The following is a 15,381-nucleotide window of genomic DNA, read 5'->3' on the forward strand; positions in this document are numbered from 1 at the left end:
GGTTGCCACGGAGAGCGGGCTTGCGCTCCTGATCACCCAGCATGCCGTCGCCGGCACGTGCCCATGAATCTCTGGACGAGCGAGGCCGCGAGACCGGCAATTCTCGTTCGCAATGCGGAATGCCCACGTCTTTGCCCCGATCGGGCGCCCTCCATGCATCGAAGAGATAGCCGAGGAGGGGTATCGTGGTAGAGCGCTCGTATCCTCAGCAGCCTGCGGGATGACCCGAGACATGGATCGTGCCCATGGCGGGCGTCGGCGCGAACTGCGCCATTCCGCAGGCCCAACCTCGTGACCCGAGATCCGTGACACCCCTTCAGCCGCCGTCTCCTTCTGCTGAGAAGCGCGCCTGGCGTGACCGCCGGCTGGCGCGGTTGCGTGCAGTGGAGCCGTTGCTGCTGCCGTTCGTGCTGGTGGCGGCGTTGATGGCCTGCAAGACCGGGCGGATCGACATCTACACGTGCTCCGATCCCTGCAAGGAGTGCGAGGAGCCGTGTGCGTGCCCCGATGGGACGTGTGTGCCGCTTCCGCCGCTCGGCTGGGAGGGGCCGGTGTTGCTCTGGCACGGGCCGCCCGAGGAGGAGCCGGCGTGTCCTGCACGCGCGCCGGCGCCTGTGTACGAGGGATATCGGGGGCTGAAGACGATCCCGGAGTGCGCGCGGTGTGAATGCTCGGCGCCGACGTGTGCGCTGCCAGAGCGGGTGAGCGCGAGCGCGCAGAGTGATGTGTGCGGGGTAGGGCTGGAGACGAGGGTCTTTCCGGAGGGCTGGGACGGGTCGTGTCTGGCCATCGATCCGCTAAACGCGCCGCGGTCGCTGCGCGTGGGGGCGACGAGCGTGGGGGCGTGCGAGCCGGTGACGGTGAGCATCCACAAGGCGTCGTTCGGGTGGGAGACGAAGGCGAAGGGGTGCATGCTGGGGTGGCCGGCGGAGGCGTGTCCGCGGCCGTACGAGGTGTGCGCGCCGCGGGTGGAGACGGCGCGCGATGGCTTCGAGCTGTGCATCTATCAGCCCGGGAGCGGGAAGACGGAGAACGCGAAGCCGGGGTGGGGTCCGTCGTGCCCGGCGGGGTTTCCCCAGGTGCGGGTGTTCCACGGGGGGGTGGCGGATGATTCGTGGTGTACGCCCTGCAGCTGCGGCGAGCCGGAGGGGAGCGTCTGCGATGGGCGGTTGACGCTCCATGAGGGCGTGGGCTGCCAGGGGGACCAGCAAGAGGTTCCTACTGGGTTGAATGGCAATGCTTGCAGCGTGCCTCTGAATCTCATTCCGGAGATACGCAGCGTTGAAGTCGAACTGGTGAGGGATCAGCCAGGCAGTTGCAAGCCGGCAGGTGGAAATCTGGTCAACGGAGGAATGCTCCTGGAACCAGCCACATTTTGCTGCCGGTAGATCCACCTCGTCATCACACGATGTGAATGGTGCTCGTGGTGCGAACGACGCGACGAATGCGGCTTTATTTCGTTCGGATGGGGCTCGGCAGCCTGGTTTGTTGCGGCGTGGATTCAAGCGTCGAGCAACAGATTGGCAAGGTGACTCCGCAATGCGCAGCGGGGGAATGTGATGAAGCAGTCCCACTCGGCTGGAAAGGGCCGGTATTGCTCTGGAGCGGGACGCCTGCGCTTGCGCCACGCTGTCCGGATGCCGCACCCGTGCTGGTGTACGAAGGCCACACGGGGCTCCAGACGCACGGCGTGTGTGGCGACTGTGCCTGTAGTGATGTGGAGTGCTTGCTGCCTGCGGGTGTGACCATCACCAAAGGGAACTGCGGAGGACCTCTGATCGATGTGTACGCGCCACCCAACTGGGATGGCTCTTGCTGGGCCTTCCCGCCCATCCAGGACCCTGAAGGCGCTGTCTTCTGGGGCTCTTCGCGAACCGAGTGCCATCCGCTCCTCCTTCAGCCGGAGAAGCAAGCCACGTACTCCTGGGAGACGTTCGCTCGGGCGTGCTCGACCTCCATTGGACACAAGGAATGCGAGGACGATACAGAAAGCTGCTTGCCGCCACCGACGCCAGGGTTCGCGCGCTGCGTTTTCAGCGCTGCAAAGGCCAATGACTGCCCGGCGGGATATCCCGAGATGCGTCGTTTCCACGAAATGGTCGAGGATCGTTCGTCCTGCGGTCCGTGTCGCTGTCTGCCCCCGGAGTCGAGTGCATGCCACGTTTTCTTCGGCTTGAGTGAAGACAGTGAATGCACCATTCGGATGCTGGGGACGATGGTGGGCTACGATCTTGGCGTCTGTCAGCTCACGTCGGTACCGCTTCAGTTCGCAAGCATGAGGGCAGAAATCAGGCGGCTCGACCCTGGGAGCTGCACGCCTCAGGGCGGAGAGTTCCTCGGGGGGTTCGAGCCGACGCAACCCACCACGTTCTGCTGTGAGCCCGGCGGGTGAGGTTCGAGTTGCGCTCGCGGTGATGTCCTCATCACCTGGATGTCCTCACGAGTGATGCGCGTCCGCCCTGCGAAGGCTGGCTAGGATGCGAGGAGCGCGTCGTTCCGCGCGCGCTCGCTCTGGAGATGGCGCGCTCATGGCGATGTCGGTCTCACGCAATCAGCCCGCGTTCCCCTTCGTATCGGCTTTTTCCCCGCGTCGCCGTCGAGGTGTTCCGTTCCCCCGAGCGCTGCTTCTCCTCGTCGCGGTGCTCGTCGTCAGCGCCTGCGGTGACGCCGGCGCCCCGCTTCTCTGGTCGAGCACCTCCCAGGCCCTCTGGGAGGCCTCCCCGATCCCGCCGATCCCGCCGCTCCTGTGCCCTGGTCCCGACGAGGGTCCCTCCCCCTTCCCGCCCGATCTCGTGCAGGGGGGTGCGCAAGACCAGCGCGACACAGGAGATCGTCTCCTTCGGGGAGCTCTACGAGCGCATGACCGATGTCGTCACGGGGAACGTCGAGCACCGCTACCATGTTCACAACGACGAGCGCATCGTCTCTCTGGTACGGCGCTCGACAGCACAGGGCACGCGCACGCTGCACGTCCATGCCGACCACCTCGGGTCGATCGATGTGCTCACCGACGGCGTGACCGGCACCGTCACTGAGCGGCGCAGCTACGATGCCTTCGGAGCACCGCGCCATCCCGACTGGGGTTCGGGCCAGCCGCCGTCACTCCACGAGCTGTCATCGCTTGGCTTCACCGGGCATGAGGCGGACCTCGACATCGGCCTCGTGAACATGAAGGGGCGCATCTACGACCCCAAGCTCGGTCGGTTCCTCACGCCGGATCCGCTCGTGCCGCGGCCCCTCTTCGGGCAGAGCTGGAACGGCTACTCGTACGTACGCAACAGCCCACTGTCGCTGGTCGATCCCAGTGGGTTTCAAGAGCAGCCACCTGCAACGGAGGAGGGATGCTCGCAGGGCTGCACCATCTGGGTGTTCGGTCCGCCCCGTGAGCCGAAGCCGCCTGCACCGCCCAAGGTCGTCGAGGGCAACCTGGAGGAAGCCGCGGGCGTCGGCTCGACGCAGGCGCCCGGCGATGTCGGGACCTCCGGGGTCCGTAGCGGGTGGAGTCCGCAGCTCCCAGCCACACTGCAGGCGCTAGCCCGTGGTGACGCCATCGCTCGGCGCATCATGGATGGCGTCCACCTCGGGATGGCCAGGATGCTGCTGGAGTCCGCCAAGCTCGGCATCCTGGGTGGCACCAGCCGCATCTACGTCGCCTACACCACGATCACAGCGGCCTGGAATGGCTACAAGGAGAGCGGGCTGCCCGGCGCCCTCGATGCAGTCAACCCCGCCAGCCAGATGGTCGAAGCTGGCGTGGAGGCCTACGAGGCCGCTGCCGCCGAGGACTGGGAGGCCGCAGGCGCCAGCTTGTTCAAGGCCGGGTCGATCGGGATGTCCATCCTCGCCACCGCTGTCGGGGTTGGGGGCGCCATCACGGCCACCGTCGGGTCGACGGCGAAGGCGGCGGGGAGTGCAGTGAAACCGGGGCCACAGGCAACAGTTCCATACAAGCGGCCTTCCGGAGCGACCACTCCAGCACAACGGGCATCAGTTCAGGGCAAGCCCTGCGTTGATTGTGGCGCAGTAACATCCAAGCAGGTGGCAGATCACAAGACTCCCTTGGTGAAAGAACACTATGAAACCGGCAGCATTGCTCCGGAGCGGATGCGCAGCATCGATGCCGTACAGCCGCAATGCCCCACGTGTTCGGCACGTCAAGGTGCGGAGTTGAGCCGATACGCCCGCGAACAAAAGGTACGACTCGGCCAAGGGAATCCATGATGAAAGGAACACGCTTGGAACAGATCGCAACGTGTCAGCGCTACGGCGCGAAATTCGATCCTCCCGCAGACGATATGAAGGCAGGGGTGGCTCTCAACGTGCGTGAGCGGCTTCAACCGCTCAACGGGCTTCGACATCCACCAGAGGGAGACACGAGTGGGTGGTACATCTGGGCAGGTGAAGGCGACCCGAGCGAAGACCCGGAGTTTTTTCAACCGCTACACATCAAGCATCTGCACGTGTGGTGTCCAGAGCTGGTGCGGCTCCTGGCACTACCACCAGGCTGGAGATTCCTGATCGCAGACAATCATGAAGATGTTTGGGAGGACCCAACATTGCTGAACCCCTGACGACAACCACGTTGTCGAGGGCAATGTGGATGAAGCCGTAAAGCCGCAGGCGCTGGTTCGATCCAGGCGCCGGTCGACGTCGGGACCTCCGGGGTCCGCGGGGCTTCAAGAACAGCCACCTGCGACGGAGGACGGGGGCTCGCAGGGCTGCGCCGTCTGGGTCTTCGGTCCTCCCCGCGAGCCGAAGCCGCCCGCGCCACCCAAGGTCGTCGAGGAAACCTGGAGGAAGCCGCAGGCGCCGGTTCGACGCAGGCGCCAGTCAAGCTGGGGACGTCAGGGGCTCTGACATCCTGGCTTCCTCTGCCCCGCTCGCCGGCGCCAGGCCATGGCGCAGACCAACCCGAGCATCAGGCCAGCCCTGCAGCTTCCCGCGCCGCTGCGTGCCCCCCCGAGGGCGCAGCCGCCCGTCGCCACGAAAGGTGCATCTTCCCCGTCGTCGTCGAGGCGGGCGCACCCGAACACGCCGTCCCGGTCCGCCAGCGGCGAGCAGGTCGCGTCGGGGCCGCAGCGCTGAGGGTCGCCAGGGAAGCACAGGGCGCTGCACACCAGGGACGCGCTCTCGTCGAAGGCGGCGCACAGGCCGAACTCGCAGGCGTCGTCGCTGCCGCACGCCGAGCCGATCGCGCCAGGGCTGGGGCCCGCAAACCGACAGACCTTGCCCTCGGGCAGGTCGCGGTCTCCTGCCCCCTCTGCGGGCGTCGACGCGCCCAGGTCGCCGCAGCGCATCCCCTCGCCGCACGCTTCCTCCTCGGTGCAGGCCTGGGTGCAGAAGGCGAAGCTCGGCGCATCGTCGGGGGCGAGGCAGAGCCCCGAGGCGCAGTTCCGGTCGACGACGCAGCGCTGGCCGAGTTCCCTGGAGGTGCCCTCGACCAGGGTGAGCAAGGGCGCGAGGAAGGTTTCACGGTGCGCGTCCACCCGCACGGCCTCGGAGCCCGCGGAGCAGGCGCCGTCGCCGGAGGAGATGATGCCGAGGAGCACCTCCGCACCGGCGCGTGTGGCGAGGGCTGGGCCTCCGGAGTCGCCGGAGCAAGGCTGCGCGGGATCGGGCTCCACGCGGAAGGTCGAGGAGGCGATGGTGCCGATCGTCGAGCTGCCTTCGCGCTTCTGCGCCGGGAGGGGGTCGTCGCCAGCGACCTGCCCGAAGCCCACGATCCGGAGGCGCTGGCCTTCGTCCGCGGTGACGAGCGCTGCGGCGTTCAGGGGGATGGGGGCCACCTCGAGCGGAGCGCGCAGCACGAGCGCGCCCAGGTCGTGGGCCGCTTCTCCGAGGCGGTAGCGGGGATGAAGGAAGCTACGGACGAGGTCCACCTGCTCGCCCTCGTTCAGGGCGCTGCCCACGAGGAGTGCGTCAGGCAGCGCGTTGACGACGCAGTGGGCCGCGGTCAGGACGAGCTGGGGGCTGACCACGACGCCGGTGCAGCCGATCTTGCCACCGCGCACGAGGCCGACGACCGCGGGGTCACCCAGGGTCAGGGTGCCGTCGGTGATCCACGCCCTGCCCTCGGCGAGGCGCTCGGCGTCGAGCAGTCCCGTGGTGGAGGCGCCTGCTTCGGTCGCGCCGAGCAGTCCCGCGGTGGAGGCGCCCGCTTCGGTCGCATCGAGCGCGCAGCCGGCGGCGAACGGGACGCCGAGCAGCGCTGCCGACAGGGCCGCCGGTCGCAAGGCCGACGCGGCTGGCAGCCTCGTACCCGCGAGCCGCCGGCGCCCCCCGTGGCTTGCCTCGCGCTGCGCCGGCGTGCGGTGCTTCATGGCTTCGACGGCTGGCCTGGACGACGGGCTCCAGGGCTCAGCGCGGGCGGCCGCAGTTCCCGGCGGCGCAGCAGTAGCTCGGGCCCGGGTTCTGCGTGAGGATGCAGTTCACCACGGCGCCGTTGCACCGATCGCAGGCGCCGCCGGGCAGCGTCCAGTACCAGCTCGACGCGGTACACCCGTTCTTCGCGTAGCAGGAGTCGTGCACGTCGCAGCACTTGCCCTTGCTGCCGCAGCTGTTGACGGCCCAGGTCGGGATGTCGCAGCCGTGGCTGTCGTAGGCTTGCTCGTCGGGGGAGACCGAGGCGCGGCCCTGCATGTAGAGGGCGGCGCCGATGGCGTCGCTCAGGCTGGGCAGCTCGCGGAGCTCCTGCTTCAGGCCTCCCGAGGCGGCCTCGACCTCCTGGCTGCCCCCGGCGGCCGTGAACACGGTCCACCGGATCGTTTCGTCGTCGTCGCCTCCCAGGCGGTAGTCGACGGAGAACTGGCGTGCGCCCACCTGGTCGTGGATGGCGACGTGGACGTGCGCCGTGTTCACGCGGGTGGCGTGGGCGACGCGGTTGTCGCCACTCAGGGTCAGCGAGTCGGCGCTCTCCTGCTCGGCGCCGATGTCCCGCGAGGCGTCACGCGCCTCGTCCGCGGGCTCGGCGAGACACCCTGCCACGACACCGCTCCCCAGCACCGCGAGCGCGAGAGATCCAGCGAATCGGAGCGTTCTGTTCTTCAATGCGTCCTCATTTCGGTTGGAGTGTGCCAGCCTCACCAAGGCCCGAGCGCCATGAGCCGTGACGTGCACGGTTCATGGCAGCCCGAGGCCCGGGGCCACCGTGACGCACTCTACAGGCGGGAGGACGGCGGTCGTCAGCTTGCATTCGCGCGCGGAGTTTGCTCCGCGGTTCGCTTTGAAAAAGTCGATGGTCGCTGCATTCATTTCGTGTGCTCCCACCCCGCAATGAGACGACACACTGCGTCGAGCAAGACACCGAGACGTCGCGACGAAAAACTTCCCCCGGCGCTGTCGCGAGTCGGCCGTAGATTCTAAAATGAACACGTGCGTGACATGCGGAGACAGCGCCCGCACCACGCCTCGCCATCATCCTCGACCGTGTGCGACGGCGCCATCACCAGAGCCCTGCCGCGCTGCGCCTCACTCACGGTCGCAGTCCCACCACGCCATCGGGTGCGCCCCTCGGGGAAGCCTGGCAGGATGGCGGCGATCTACTCGCACGGACGCTTGGGCCTGCCCCGGCTCAACATCAGCTTGTATGGCTCTCGGCGCCACGCCAGGTACACGTCGCCCGAGGGGGCGTAGCCCACGGCCGGACACCCCCCCGTCGCGTCGATCACATCGACGACGCTCGGCGGGCCAAACGTGTGTCCCCCATCGTCGGAGGTCTGCAACACAGTCGCCCAGGGGCGGCCAGGAAGCTCCCTGTGACTGCGCGCGACGACGGCTTTTCCAGTGAGCGACGAGGCCAGCTTCGCGCAGGTATTGGGTTCGTCCGGTGGCATCAGCTCCACCTCGGGCCCGAGCATGTTCGAGGCTGGCGAGAAGCTCCGCACGTGGACGGTGCGATTCGCTCCTTGTTGCCAGAGGACGAGCGCCTCTCCTGCGTGGTTGTCCACGATCTGGTGGCGCGATGGTGGGGTTGTCGAGATCGTTATGGTCGCGGGCGGTCCGAAGCTCAGCCCGTCATCATTCGAAGCCGCAATCAGCAGCTCGCCGGCGGGGCTCGCCCTCCACGCGAGGACGAGGTGTCCGTCGACATAGGTCAGGGCAGGGTAGCTCGATCCGTACTCGACCAGAGAGAGCGGAGAGAACGACTCACCATTGTCCAGAGACGTGGTGATGCGGCCGCCAATCGGACTCCAGTAGTCCGAGTGCGTGTCCCAGGCTGCCACCACGATCCCATTGGGACCAGTCGCCACCTGCGGGACATAGGACGCTGGACTCAGCGCAACCGTGGAGGTTGCCGGGGACGATAGCGACATATGGGCGCGATTGTAGAGGATGGTCCCGGGACCATCGAAGAACGTCCATACGAAGTGCGCCGCCCCGCCTCCGATCGCCAGATCGATCTGTTCTGCGAAGATGCCTTCGACGACCACCAGTGGCGGAAGAAACGACGTGCCATCGCTCATGGTCGCGAGGAGCCCCCTGTTGGCCCAGGCCAGCACCGCATGCTCACCATTCATGGTCAGCGCATGCACGGGCGCGTGCTCGCCTCGCGGCGGGCTCAGGGGGGCCGCGAACGTGAAGCCTGGTACAGCGGCCGGTCCGCTGCCCGTCACGAACTCCCAGCTGCTCCCGCCTCCCGTGAGCGCTCGGCCGTGGCGATCGCGGACGTCTGCGGCGAGGGTGACCCTGGCTCGCTGATTGGGCGGCAGCGTGTCGTGAGCCGTGAATGTGAGGTCGTGTCCAGAGACCTCGATGGAACCCATCACCAGGACATCTTCGACCCGAACTGCCAGACTCGATGCCGACACCGTAGCTGCATCAATCGGCTCCGACGCGCGCAACCGGATCACGGTGTTGATTGCGACGTCATTCGAGTCTGGAGCTGGACACGGGGTGAACTCCAGGGGGGAGGGCGCGCCGCCTGCGCCGCCTGCGCCGCCTGCGCCGCCTGCGCCGCCTGCGCCGCCTGCGCCGCCTGCGCCGCCTGCGCCGCCTGCGTCTGAGCCGGTCCCAGCGCCAGAGCTTTCTCCGGGTCGGTCTGCGCTGCATGCGGCCATGGCAGAGAGACAGAGTAACTGGGCAATGATGCCGGATTTCATCACCGTGGAGTCTACCATCGTTCGAGTCTGTGCAGTGGCGCGCGGCTGCCTGGACCATGGCTCATCGGGCCAGGCGCAAAAGCCCGCCGATGTGCTTCCCCTCTCTGCTTCCATCACCGCGATGGCAGGGCACGTACTCACCGCTGGAAGCACGGGGCTCGCGCGAGGCACGCTACTCCTCGGCCATCACCCGTGCAGCTGGGCCGGCAGGTCCGGGATCCAGGATGGTTCGCGGCTCGCTGGTAGGAGATCCAGCAAGCAGCGCAGGGGTATCAGGGCCCGGGCTCGTCGACCATGAGCTCGATGAAGTGCCGGACGCGCGGCTCCAGGAGGCGTTTGCTGGGGTAGAGCGCCACGACTTTCCCCTCGCCTGCCTCGAGGTCGGGGAGTACCCGCCGGAGGCGACCGGCGGCGAGATCCCTGGTGACCAGGAAGTCCGGGAGAAAGCCGATGCCGAGGCCTGCCCTCGCGGCATCCCGGATGGCTTCGCCGCTGTCGAGCCGCAAGCGGCTGCGGCCCGGGGCCTTGATCCAGGTGCCGTCGTCGCCGCGAAACCGCCAGCTCTGCCGCTGGTTGCGGCTGCTGAAGTAAAGGCAGTCGTGGGCGGCGAGATCGTCGAGGGAGAGCGGCTCGCCGCGTTCGGAGAGGTAGGACGGTGAGGCGCAGAGTACGGGCTCGAATCGGGCGACCACCCGGGAGACGAACCGCGTGTCCGGGGTCGTGACGCCGATGCGGACGGCGAGATCGAAGCCCTCTTCGACGAGGTCGACCACGCGGTCGGTGAAGCTCACCTCGGCCTGGATGGCGGGCCAGGCGCGGAGGTATTTCCGGAGGAGCGGGAGCACCACGAGGCGGCCGAAGGCATCGGGGACGGTGAGCCGCAGGACGCCACGCGGTACGCCGCTGCGGCCGGCCACGCTGGCCTCGGCTTCGTCGACGGAGGCGAGGATCTGGAGCCAGCGCTCGTGGAACACGCGGCCTTCGTCGGTGAGGCCGAGGGTCCTGGTCGTGCGGTTCAGGAGGCGGGCGCCGAGCCGGTCTTCCAGGCGGAGGATGGCTTTGCCCGCGGCCGATCGGGAGAGGCCCATGGCCTGTCCCCCGGCGACGAAGCTGCCTGCGTCGACGACGGCCATGAAGGCGAGCACATCGTTGAGGTTGGTGCGCAGCATCAGGATGGGGTTCCGGTGGTTCCGGGGTGGCCGTGGGACAGGGCCTGCGCCTCGGGTGGTTCGCTTCTGTGTGGACGTCCATTCGTCAATCGGCCGGCTACATGAATCAACGCCGCGTCGAGGTCACGGGGGCATCGGTCCCGGTGGCGTAGATGATCAGGAAGGAAGACAGAGATGACCACCAGTGTCAGGACGTACGATCACGGTGTTCCCTGGGAAGGGGATTTCGGTGTCACGCAAGCCTACAGCGTCAACGGGACCATCTACATCTCGGGTCAGTTTGCCCACGATATGCAAGGCAACTTCGTCGGCGAGGGCGATTTCGAGGTGCAGGCCCGGCAGACGCTGGAAAACCTCGATCGTGTGCTGACGGGGTTCGGCATCACGAAGGAGAACATTGCCGAGCTGGAGATCTTTCTCGTCGACACGAAAGCGCATTTCCAGCCCTGCGTGGCGCTGCTCAAGGCCTACATGGGCGGCCATCGCGCGGCAGGCACCCTCATCGGCGTGGCGGGGCTGGCGTTCCCTCATCAGCTGATCGAGATTCGCGCCGTCGCGCACGCGAGCTAGCGCGGCGTGCGCTGCGTTGACGCTCATGACGCCATCTGCGACCCTGGGTCAGAGCGATGCGTCAAAGCGAATTCGAAGCCAAGGTGCTGGATCTGTGGACCCGGACCCGGATTCCGCTGACGCGCGCCAATGTCCTGGTCCACACCCGGGCGTCCCGCGCTCAGATCGAGCGGGGGATGGACGAGATGCTGAAAGGCGGCCTCGTCGAGCTCGACTCGGATGACCAGGGGGAACTCTTGTGGACGGTGCGGGGCGCGGACCGGCCACGATCGGGGCCGGAAACGTTCGCCGAGCTGGAACGGCGGGAGCGGCTGGAGGGGGAGGTCGACAGGCTCCGGTCCGGCGCGAACCTCGCGCTGCGCGCGGCGGGGTTGCCGACGCGGTCTGCGCCGGTGGAGGAGAAGAAGTCGCTGATCGCCTCGGGGGCGCTGTCGTTCTTCTTCGGTCCCATCGGCTGGCTGTACGCGGCACCTCTCAAGGAGGCGTTCCCCGCCATCGTCATCTACGTGCTGCTCTGCGCGCTCCTCCCGAAGTTCTTGCTGGTGTGGATCCTGGGGCTCGTGAGCCCCGTCTCGGCCATCGCAGGGATCCTCTACGCCTGGAGCTACAACCACGAGGGGCGACGCGCTCCGCTGATCGGGAAGGCGAAGGACGCGCTGCCGGTCCGGCGGCTGCGCTGAGCAAACGGCTGCTGGAGGAGGGGGACGCCGCGAGGGTTCGGTCCGTTCGCTTCGTTCTGGCAGGATCGGGCAAGTCGTTGGCCGTGGCCGGCTCACGGTCGCTGCATGCGTGGTGGTCTGCTCCACCGCCATGGACACCTACGGCTATGCAGCGCACTCCGCGGACACGCCTCTCGCTCCCTTCCACTTCAAGCGTCGCTCGCTTCGCCCGGACGACGTGGCCGTGGAGATTCTCTACTGCGGCGTCTGCCACACCGACCTGCACATGGCGCGCAACGACTGGGGAGTCAGCCAGTACCCGCTCGTGCCCGGTCACGAGATCGTCGGGCGCGTCGTCGACGCCGGGGTGAACGTCTCGCGGCACCGCGCCGGCGACATCGTCGCGATCGGGACGTTCGTCGATAGTTGCGGGACATGCGCCCCCTGCCAGCGCGGCGACGAGACGATGTGCAAGAAGGGCGTCTTGCTGACGTACAACGGCCTCGATCCGTCGTCGGGGGAGATGACGCGCGGCGGGTACTCGAAGCACATCGTGGCGAGGGACCGCAACGTGCTGCAGGTGCCGAAGGCGCTCGATCCCTCCCGGACAGGGCCGCTTCTGTGCGCAGGGACCACCATGTACACGCCGCTCGAGGTCTGGAACACCGGGCCAGGGATGCGCGTCGCCATCGCCGGGCTCGGCGGGCTCGGGCACCTCGGTGTGAAGTTCGCGGCTGCGCTGGGCGCGGAGGTCACGGTCATCACGCGCAGCGCCGCCAAGGCAGAGGAGGCCAGCGCGCTCGGAGCGCACCACACGCTGGTGTCGACCGACGCCGCGGCCATGGCACGTCACGAGAGCGCGTTCGATCTCATCGTGGACACGATTCCCGTCGCGCACGACCTGAGAGCCTATGTGACCTTGCTCGATCACGACGGCACGCTGGTGAACGTCGGCGCCATCTCCATGCCCGTGGAGGTGGACATGCTCCCCCTCGTGGTGGGAAGGCGTCGGATTGCCGGCGCAGGCGCTGGCGGGAACCGCCCGACGCAGGAGATGCTGGCGTTCTGCGCCGAGAAGAATGTGCTGCCGGAGACCGAGCTGATCGGGATGGAGTCCATCGCGGAAGCCTTCGATCGCCTCGAACGGGGTGACGTGCGCTACCGCTTCGTCCTCGATGTGGGGGCCTTCAAGCTTCCGTGATCCTGGCGCGGAGGCGCTCGGCGTCGCGGCGCGGAGGCGCACCGAACAGGCGCGCATACTCGCGCGTGAAGTGGGTGGTGCTCTCGTAGCCCACGCGTGTGCTCACGGTGCCCACGTCGAGCGCTTCTCCGAGCAGGAGGTGTCGCGCCTCCTGCAAGCGTAGCTGCTTCTGGTACTGCAGCGGGCTCATCGCGGTGACCGCCTTGAAGTGGCGATGAAACGAGGTGACGCTCATCGCCGCGTCGCGTGCGAGGTGCTCGATGCTGATCGGCTCGGCGTAGTGCTCCCGCAGAAAAGCGACCGCCCTGGCGATCCGTGCGACGTTCCCCTGGTCGAGCGCGAGGGTGCGCAGCATGGATCCGCGCGGACCGCTGAGCACCCGGAACAGGATTTCGCGACGCACGAGGGGTCCCAGCAGCGCAACTTCGTCCGGGTGCTCGAGCATGCGCAGCGCACGCACCACGGCGTCGAGCAGCTCCGGGCTGGCCGGCCCGGTGAGCACCGCCGTCGAGGCCTCTTCCGGTGGAGGCAGTTCGAGATGCATCTGGGCAATCTCGACGAGATGGAACTCCATCGCGAAGGCGAGGTAGGGGACCGTCAGGATGCGTCCGGTGACCGGCACGGCGACCGACACGACCAGCTCATCGCCGGGACCGTACTCGTAGACCTTCTCGCCGTTGGCGATCTCCTTTCGCCCGTCGATGCCGATGCACAAGCGCGGTGTGTAGAGAACGGGAGACGGCGGCAACGGCGCGTCGAGGCGCAGGAGCGTGACGCCTTGCAAGGCCGTGGGCGTCTCGCCCGGCTGGCCACTCAGGCGATGCGCGAGCGTGCGTAGCTCTTCGATTCCCTTCATCGTGCTCACGCTGAGACTAACCATCCCGGGCAGCGCCGGGGGTTCGATGCGTGAGGCGCTCGGGCGGCCGCGTGTGGCCGCGTCGACGTCGCGCCACCTGTCCTGCGGTCAGCCTCGCGCCACCCGTCCGGCCGGGGTCATCACGGCGTCGGTCAGGCTTCCGTCGATCGTCACCTCGGCGCCAGGCCACACGACGCAGCCTCGCAACGTCCCGTGCCCGAGGACGCGGGCGCCGGCGCCGACCACGCTCGCCTCGACGGTCACCCCGTCGGCCACGACCGCGCCCGCCCCCACGAACGCCCCCTCGCGCCGCCCCTGCAACCAGCGCGCGTTCGCCCGCAGGTAGGCCGCGACGGTGCCCACGTCGTCCCAGACCGTGGGCGCGGGGAAGGTCGACAGCGCGCCGCCCTGCCGGAGCCAGGGCAGGTACACGTCGCCCACGAGGCACCCCTCGGGTGGCAGGTCCCGCCGCAAGGCCGCGCCGACGACCTGCACGCCCACGAAATCGCCGCCCGCGACCTCCTCGCCGAACCGCTCGCCGCGCAGGCGCACCACCTCGCCCTGCGCGCCCACGCCGACGGTCCCCACCCCAGACTCGCGGGGGGCCACGGCCAGGGTCGCGGCGACGCCAGCGTGCGCGTGCCGCGCGTGCCGCGCATGCCGCGCATGGGCGGTCACGAGGGCGGCCACATCGAGGTCGATCAGGATGTCGCCGTTCCACACCAGGGCGTCGCCCTCGCCGAGCCAGGCGGCGGCGTTCGCAACCCCGCCCGCGGTGCCCAGGATGGTCGCCTCACGCACGACGTGCACCGGGAGCGCCAGGGGGCCGAGGGCCTCGGCGCCGAAATCTTCGGCGCGGTGGAAGGTGTTCATCACCACATGCTGGACGCCTCCTCGGGCCAGGCGGTCCACGACGTGGGCCAGGAGGGGTCGATCGCCCACCCAGACCAGGGGCTTCGGGCGCTCGTCGGTGAGCGGCCTGAGCCGCGTTCCAAAGCCTGCCGCCAGGATCATCGCGCCCGTCATGCGCGCGCACGCTACTCCCCGCACGCGCGGACGGACAAACTGCCGAAAATTCGACGCCCCCCCGGGGCGCGTGCTACCCCCCGAGGCGTGCGCTCGCGCTTCCGTGATCTCGCTGTCCTCGCCGCGCTAGGCGCGCTCTCGGCGTTCGGCGCCGTGCTCTCGCCTGGATGTGGCACCGACGCCGTGGGCGTCGATGCCTGCCGGCAGATCGAGGACGCACGCTGTCAGGCCGCCTCCGTCTGCGGATACGACGAGGCGCAGGTCAAGACGTGCCGGGAGTTCTACCGGGACCAGTGCCTGCGGGGGATCCAGAATGCGGAGCATGGCGAGCCGGCCGAGAGCGAGGTCGAGGGGTGCATCGCGGCGGTCGAGGCCGTTCGCGACTGCGCCGCCGCGGGGACGCCGACGGTGGGCGAGTGCAGCGGCGTGGTGCTCGCACCGACCGCCGATGGCTCGGTCCCTCCTTGCCTGATCATCACCGAGCAAGTGCATCGTCTCCAGGCATGCGCCTTCGTGGCGACGCCCCCCTCCGGCGGTAGCGGTGGCAACGGTGGGTCCGGAGGTGATGGCGCGGGCGGATCCGGCGGGTCCGGCGGCTCTGGAGCCGAGGACGGCTCCGGCGGATCGGGAGGACCGGCGAACTCCGGGGGCGCAGGGGGTTCGTCCATGGGCGCTGGCGCGTCAGGTGGCACGGGCGGCACCGGTGGCGCCGGCGGTGCGGGCGGGGCGTGAGGACGCGGGTCACAGCACGAGCGATTCCTGCATTTCAGGTGGCATCGGCCCTGTCCTTGGACTAGTTCCG

13 protein-coding genes are annotated in these 15,381 nt (G+C 68.4%); 7 read left to right on the forward strand and 6 right to left on the reverse strand.

What is annotated here, in order from left to right:
• Positions 1–305 precede the first annotated feature (305 nt).
• The 3 genes from CMC5_RS24410 to CMC5_RS42990 all read left to right on the forward strand — a co-directional run bounded on the left by CMC5_RS24410 (position 306) and on the right by CMC5_RS42990 (position 4,571).
• Positions 306–1,388, forward strand: coding sequence for a hypothetical protein (locus CMC5_RS24410; RefSeq protein ID WP_156338849.1), 1,083 nt, complete (start codon positions 306–308; stop codon positions 1,386–1,388).
• Positions 1,389–2,802: 1,414 nt separating this feature from the next.
• The gene (locus CMC5_RS24420; RefSeq protein ID WP_050432685.1) at positions 2,803–4,221 is read left to right on the forward strand and encodes an RHS repeat domain-containing protein; all 1,419 of its coding nucleotides are present in this window, start codon (positions 2,803–2,805) and stop codon (positions 4,219–4,221) included.
• 14 nt (positions 4,222–4,235) lie between these two features.
• Positions 4,236–4,571 (forward strand): immunity protein Imm33 domain-containing protein, encoded by a 336-nt coding sequence (locus CMC5_RS42990; protein ID WP_245677723.1) that lies wholly within the window; start codon positions 4,236–4,238, stop codon positions 4,569–4,571.
• Positions 4,572–4,844: 273 nt separating this feature from the next.
• On the opposite strand, the gene CMC5_RS24425 is transcribed toward CMC5_RS42990, so the two are convergent.
• The 4 genes from CMC5_RS24425 to CMC5_RS24440 all read right to left on the reverse strand — a co-directional run bounded on the left by CMC5_RS24425 (position 4,845) and on the right by CMC5_RS24440 (position 10,267).
• The gene (locus CMC5_RS24425; RefSeq protein ID WP_050432686.1) at positions 4,845–6,320 is read right to left on the reverse strand and encodes a S1 family peptidase; all 1,476 of its coding nucleotides are present in this window, start codon (positions 6,318–6,320) and stop codon (positions 4,845–4,847) included.
• Positions 6,321–6,357: 37 nt separating this feature from the next.
• Positions 6,358–7,047, reverse strand: coding sequence for a hypothetical protein (locus CMC5_RS24430; protein WP_050432687.1), 690 nt, complete (start codon positions 7,045–7,047; stop codon positions 6,358–6,360).
• A gap of 491 nt (positions 7,048–7,538) precedes the next feature.
• Complete coding sequence (locus CMC5_RS24435; protein ID WP_342673967.1) at positions 7,539–9,212, reverse strand: Ig-like domain-containing protein; 1,674 nt, start codon at positions 9,210–9,212, stop codon at positions 7,539–7,541.
• Positions 9,213–9,370: 158 nt separating this feature from the next.
• The gene (locus tag CMC5_RS24440) at positions 9,371–10,267 is read right to left on the reverse strand and encodes a LysR family transcriptional regulator (RefSeq protein WP_050432689.1); all 897 of its coding nucleotides are present in this window, start codon (positions 10,265–10,267) and stop codon (positions 9,371–9,373) included.
• A gap of 174 nt (positions 10,268–10,441) precedes the next feature.
• Between CMC5_RS24440 and CMC5_RS24445 the strand changes: the two genes are divergently transcribed.
• The 3 genes from CMC5_RS24445 (at position 10,442) to CMC5_RS24455 (ending at position 12,697) form a co-directional block, all read left to right on the forward strand.
• Positions 10,442–10,837 carry a RidA family protein gene (locus CMC5_RS24445; RefSeq protein ID WP_050432690.1) on the forward strand — a complete coding sequence of 132 codons (396 nt, stop codon included), beginning with the start codon at positions 10,442–10,444 and terminating at the stop codon, positions 10,835–10,837.
• A gap of 56 nt (positions 10,838–10,893) precedes the next feature.
• Positions 10,894–11,517: a hypothetical protein gene (locus CMC5_RS24450; protein WP_050432691.1), complete on the forward strand. Its 624-nt coding sequence runs from the start codon at positions 10,894–10,896 to the stop codon at positions 11,515–11,517.
• A 130-nt stretch (positions 11,518–11,647) separates the two neighbouring features.
• The gene (locus CMC5_RS24455) at positions 11,648–12,697 is read left to right on the forward strand and encodes an NAD(P)-dependent alcohol dehydrogenase (RefSeq protein WP_050432692.1); all 1,050 of its coding nucleotides are present in this window, start codon (positions 11,648–11,650) and stop codon (positions 12,695–12,697) included.
• Here CMC5_RS24455 and CMC5_RS24460 read toward each other — a convergent pair.
• On the reverse strand, positions 12,684–13,553 hold the full coding sequence (locus CMC5_RS24460) for an AraC family transcriptional regulator (RefSeq protein ID WP_063796636.1): 870 nt from the start codon (positions 13,551–13,553) through the stop codon (positions 12,684–12,686). The genes CMC5_RS24455 and CMC5_RS24460 overlap by 14 nt on opposite strands.
• 108 nt (positions 13,554–13,661) lie before the next feature.
• Positions 13,662–14,579, reverse strand: a complete 918-nt coding sequence (locus tag CMC5_RS24465; RefSeq protein WP_050432694.1) for a nucleotidyltransferase family protein — start codon at positions 14,577–14,579, stop codon at positions 13,662–13,664.
• 87 nt (positions 14,580–14,666) lie between these two features.
• Between CMC5_RS24465 and CMC5_RS24470 the strand changes: the two genes are divergently transcribed.
• A complete protein-coding gene (locus CMC5_RS24470; RefSeq protein WP_050432695.1) occupies positions 14,667–15,311 on the forward strand; it encodes a hypothetical protein in 645 nt (214 codons plus the stop codon).
• Positions 15,312–15,381: the final 70 nt, after the last annotated feature.

Origin of the sequence: Chondromyces crocatus, assembly GCF_001189295.1 — a bacterium.
Taxonomy (GTDB): domain Bacteria; phylum Myxococcota_A; class Polyangia; order Polyangiales; family Polyangiaceae; genus Chondromyces; species Chondromyces crocatus.

Coding starts and splice junctions, on each gene's coding strand:
- CMC5_RS24425 (WP_050432686.1), bottom strand. CDS start 6,320: ATGAAGCACCGCACGCCGGCGCAGCGCGAGGCAAGCCACGGGGGGCGC.
- CMC5_RS24435 (WP_342673967.1), bottom strand. CDS start 9,212: ATGGAAGCAGAGAGGGGAAGCACATCGGCGGGCTTTTGCGCCTGGCCC.
- CMC5_RS24440 (WP_050432689.1), bottom strand. CDS start 10,267: ATGCTGCGCACCAACCTCAACGATGTGCTCGCCTTCATGGCCGTCGTC.
- CMC5_RS24445 (WP_050432690.1), top strand. CDS start 10,442: ATGACCACCAGTGTCAGGACGTACGATCACGGTGTTCCCTGGGAAGGG.
- CMC5_RS24450 (WP_050432691.1), top strand. CDS start 10,894: ATGCGTCAAAGCGAATTCGAAGCCAAGGTGCTGGATCTGTGGACCCGG.
- CMC5_RS24455 (WP_050432692.1), top strand. CDS start 11,648: ATGGACACCTACGGCTATGCAGCGCACTCCGCGGACACGCCTCTCGCT.
- CMC5_RS24460 (WP_063796636.1), bottom strand. CDS start 13,553: ATGAAGGGAATCGAAGAGCTACGCACGCTCGCGCATCGCCTGAGTGGC.
- CMC5_RS24465 (WP_050432694.1), bottom strand. CDS start 14,579: ATGACGGGCGCGATGATCCTGGCGGCAGGCTTTGGAACGCGGCTCAGG.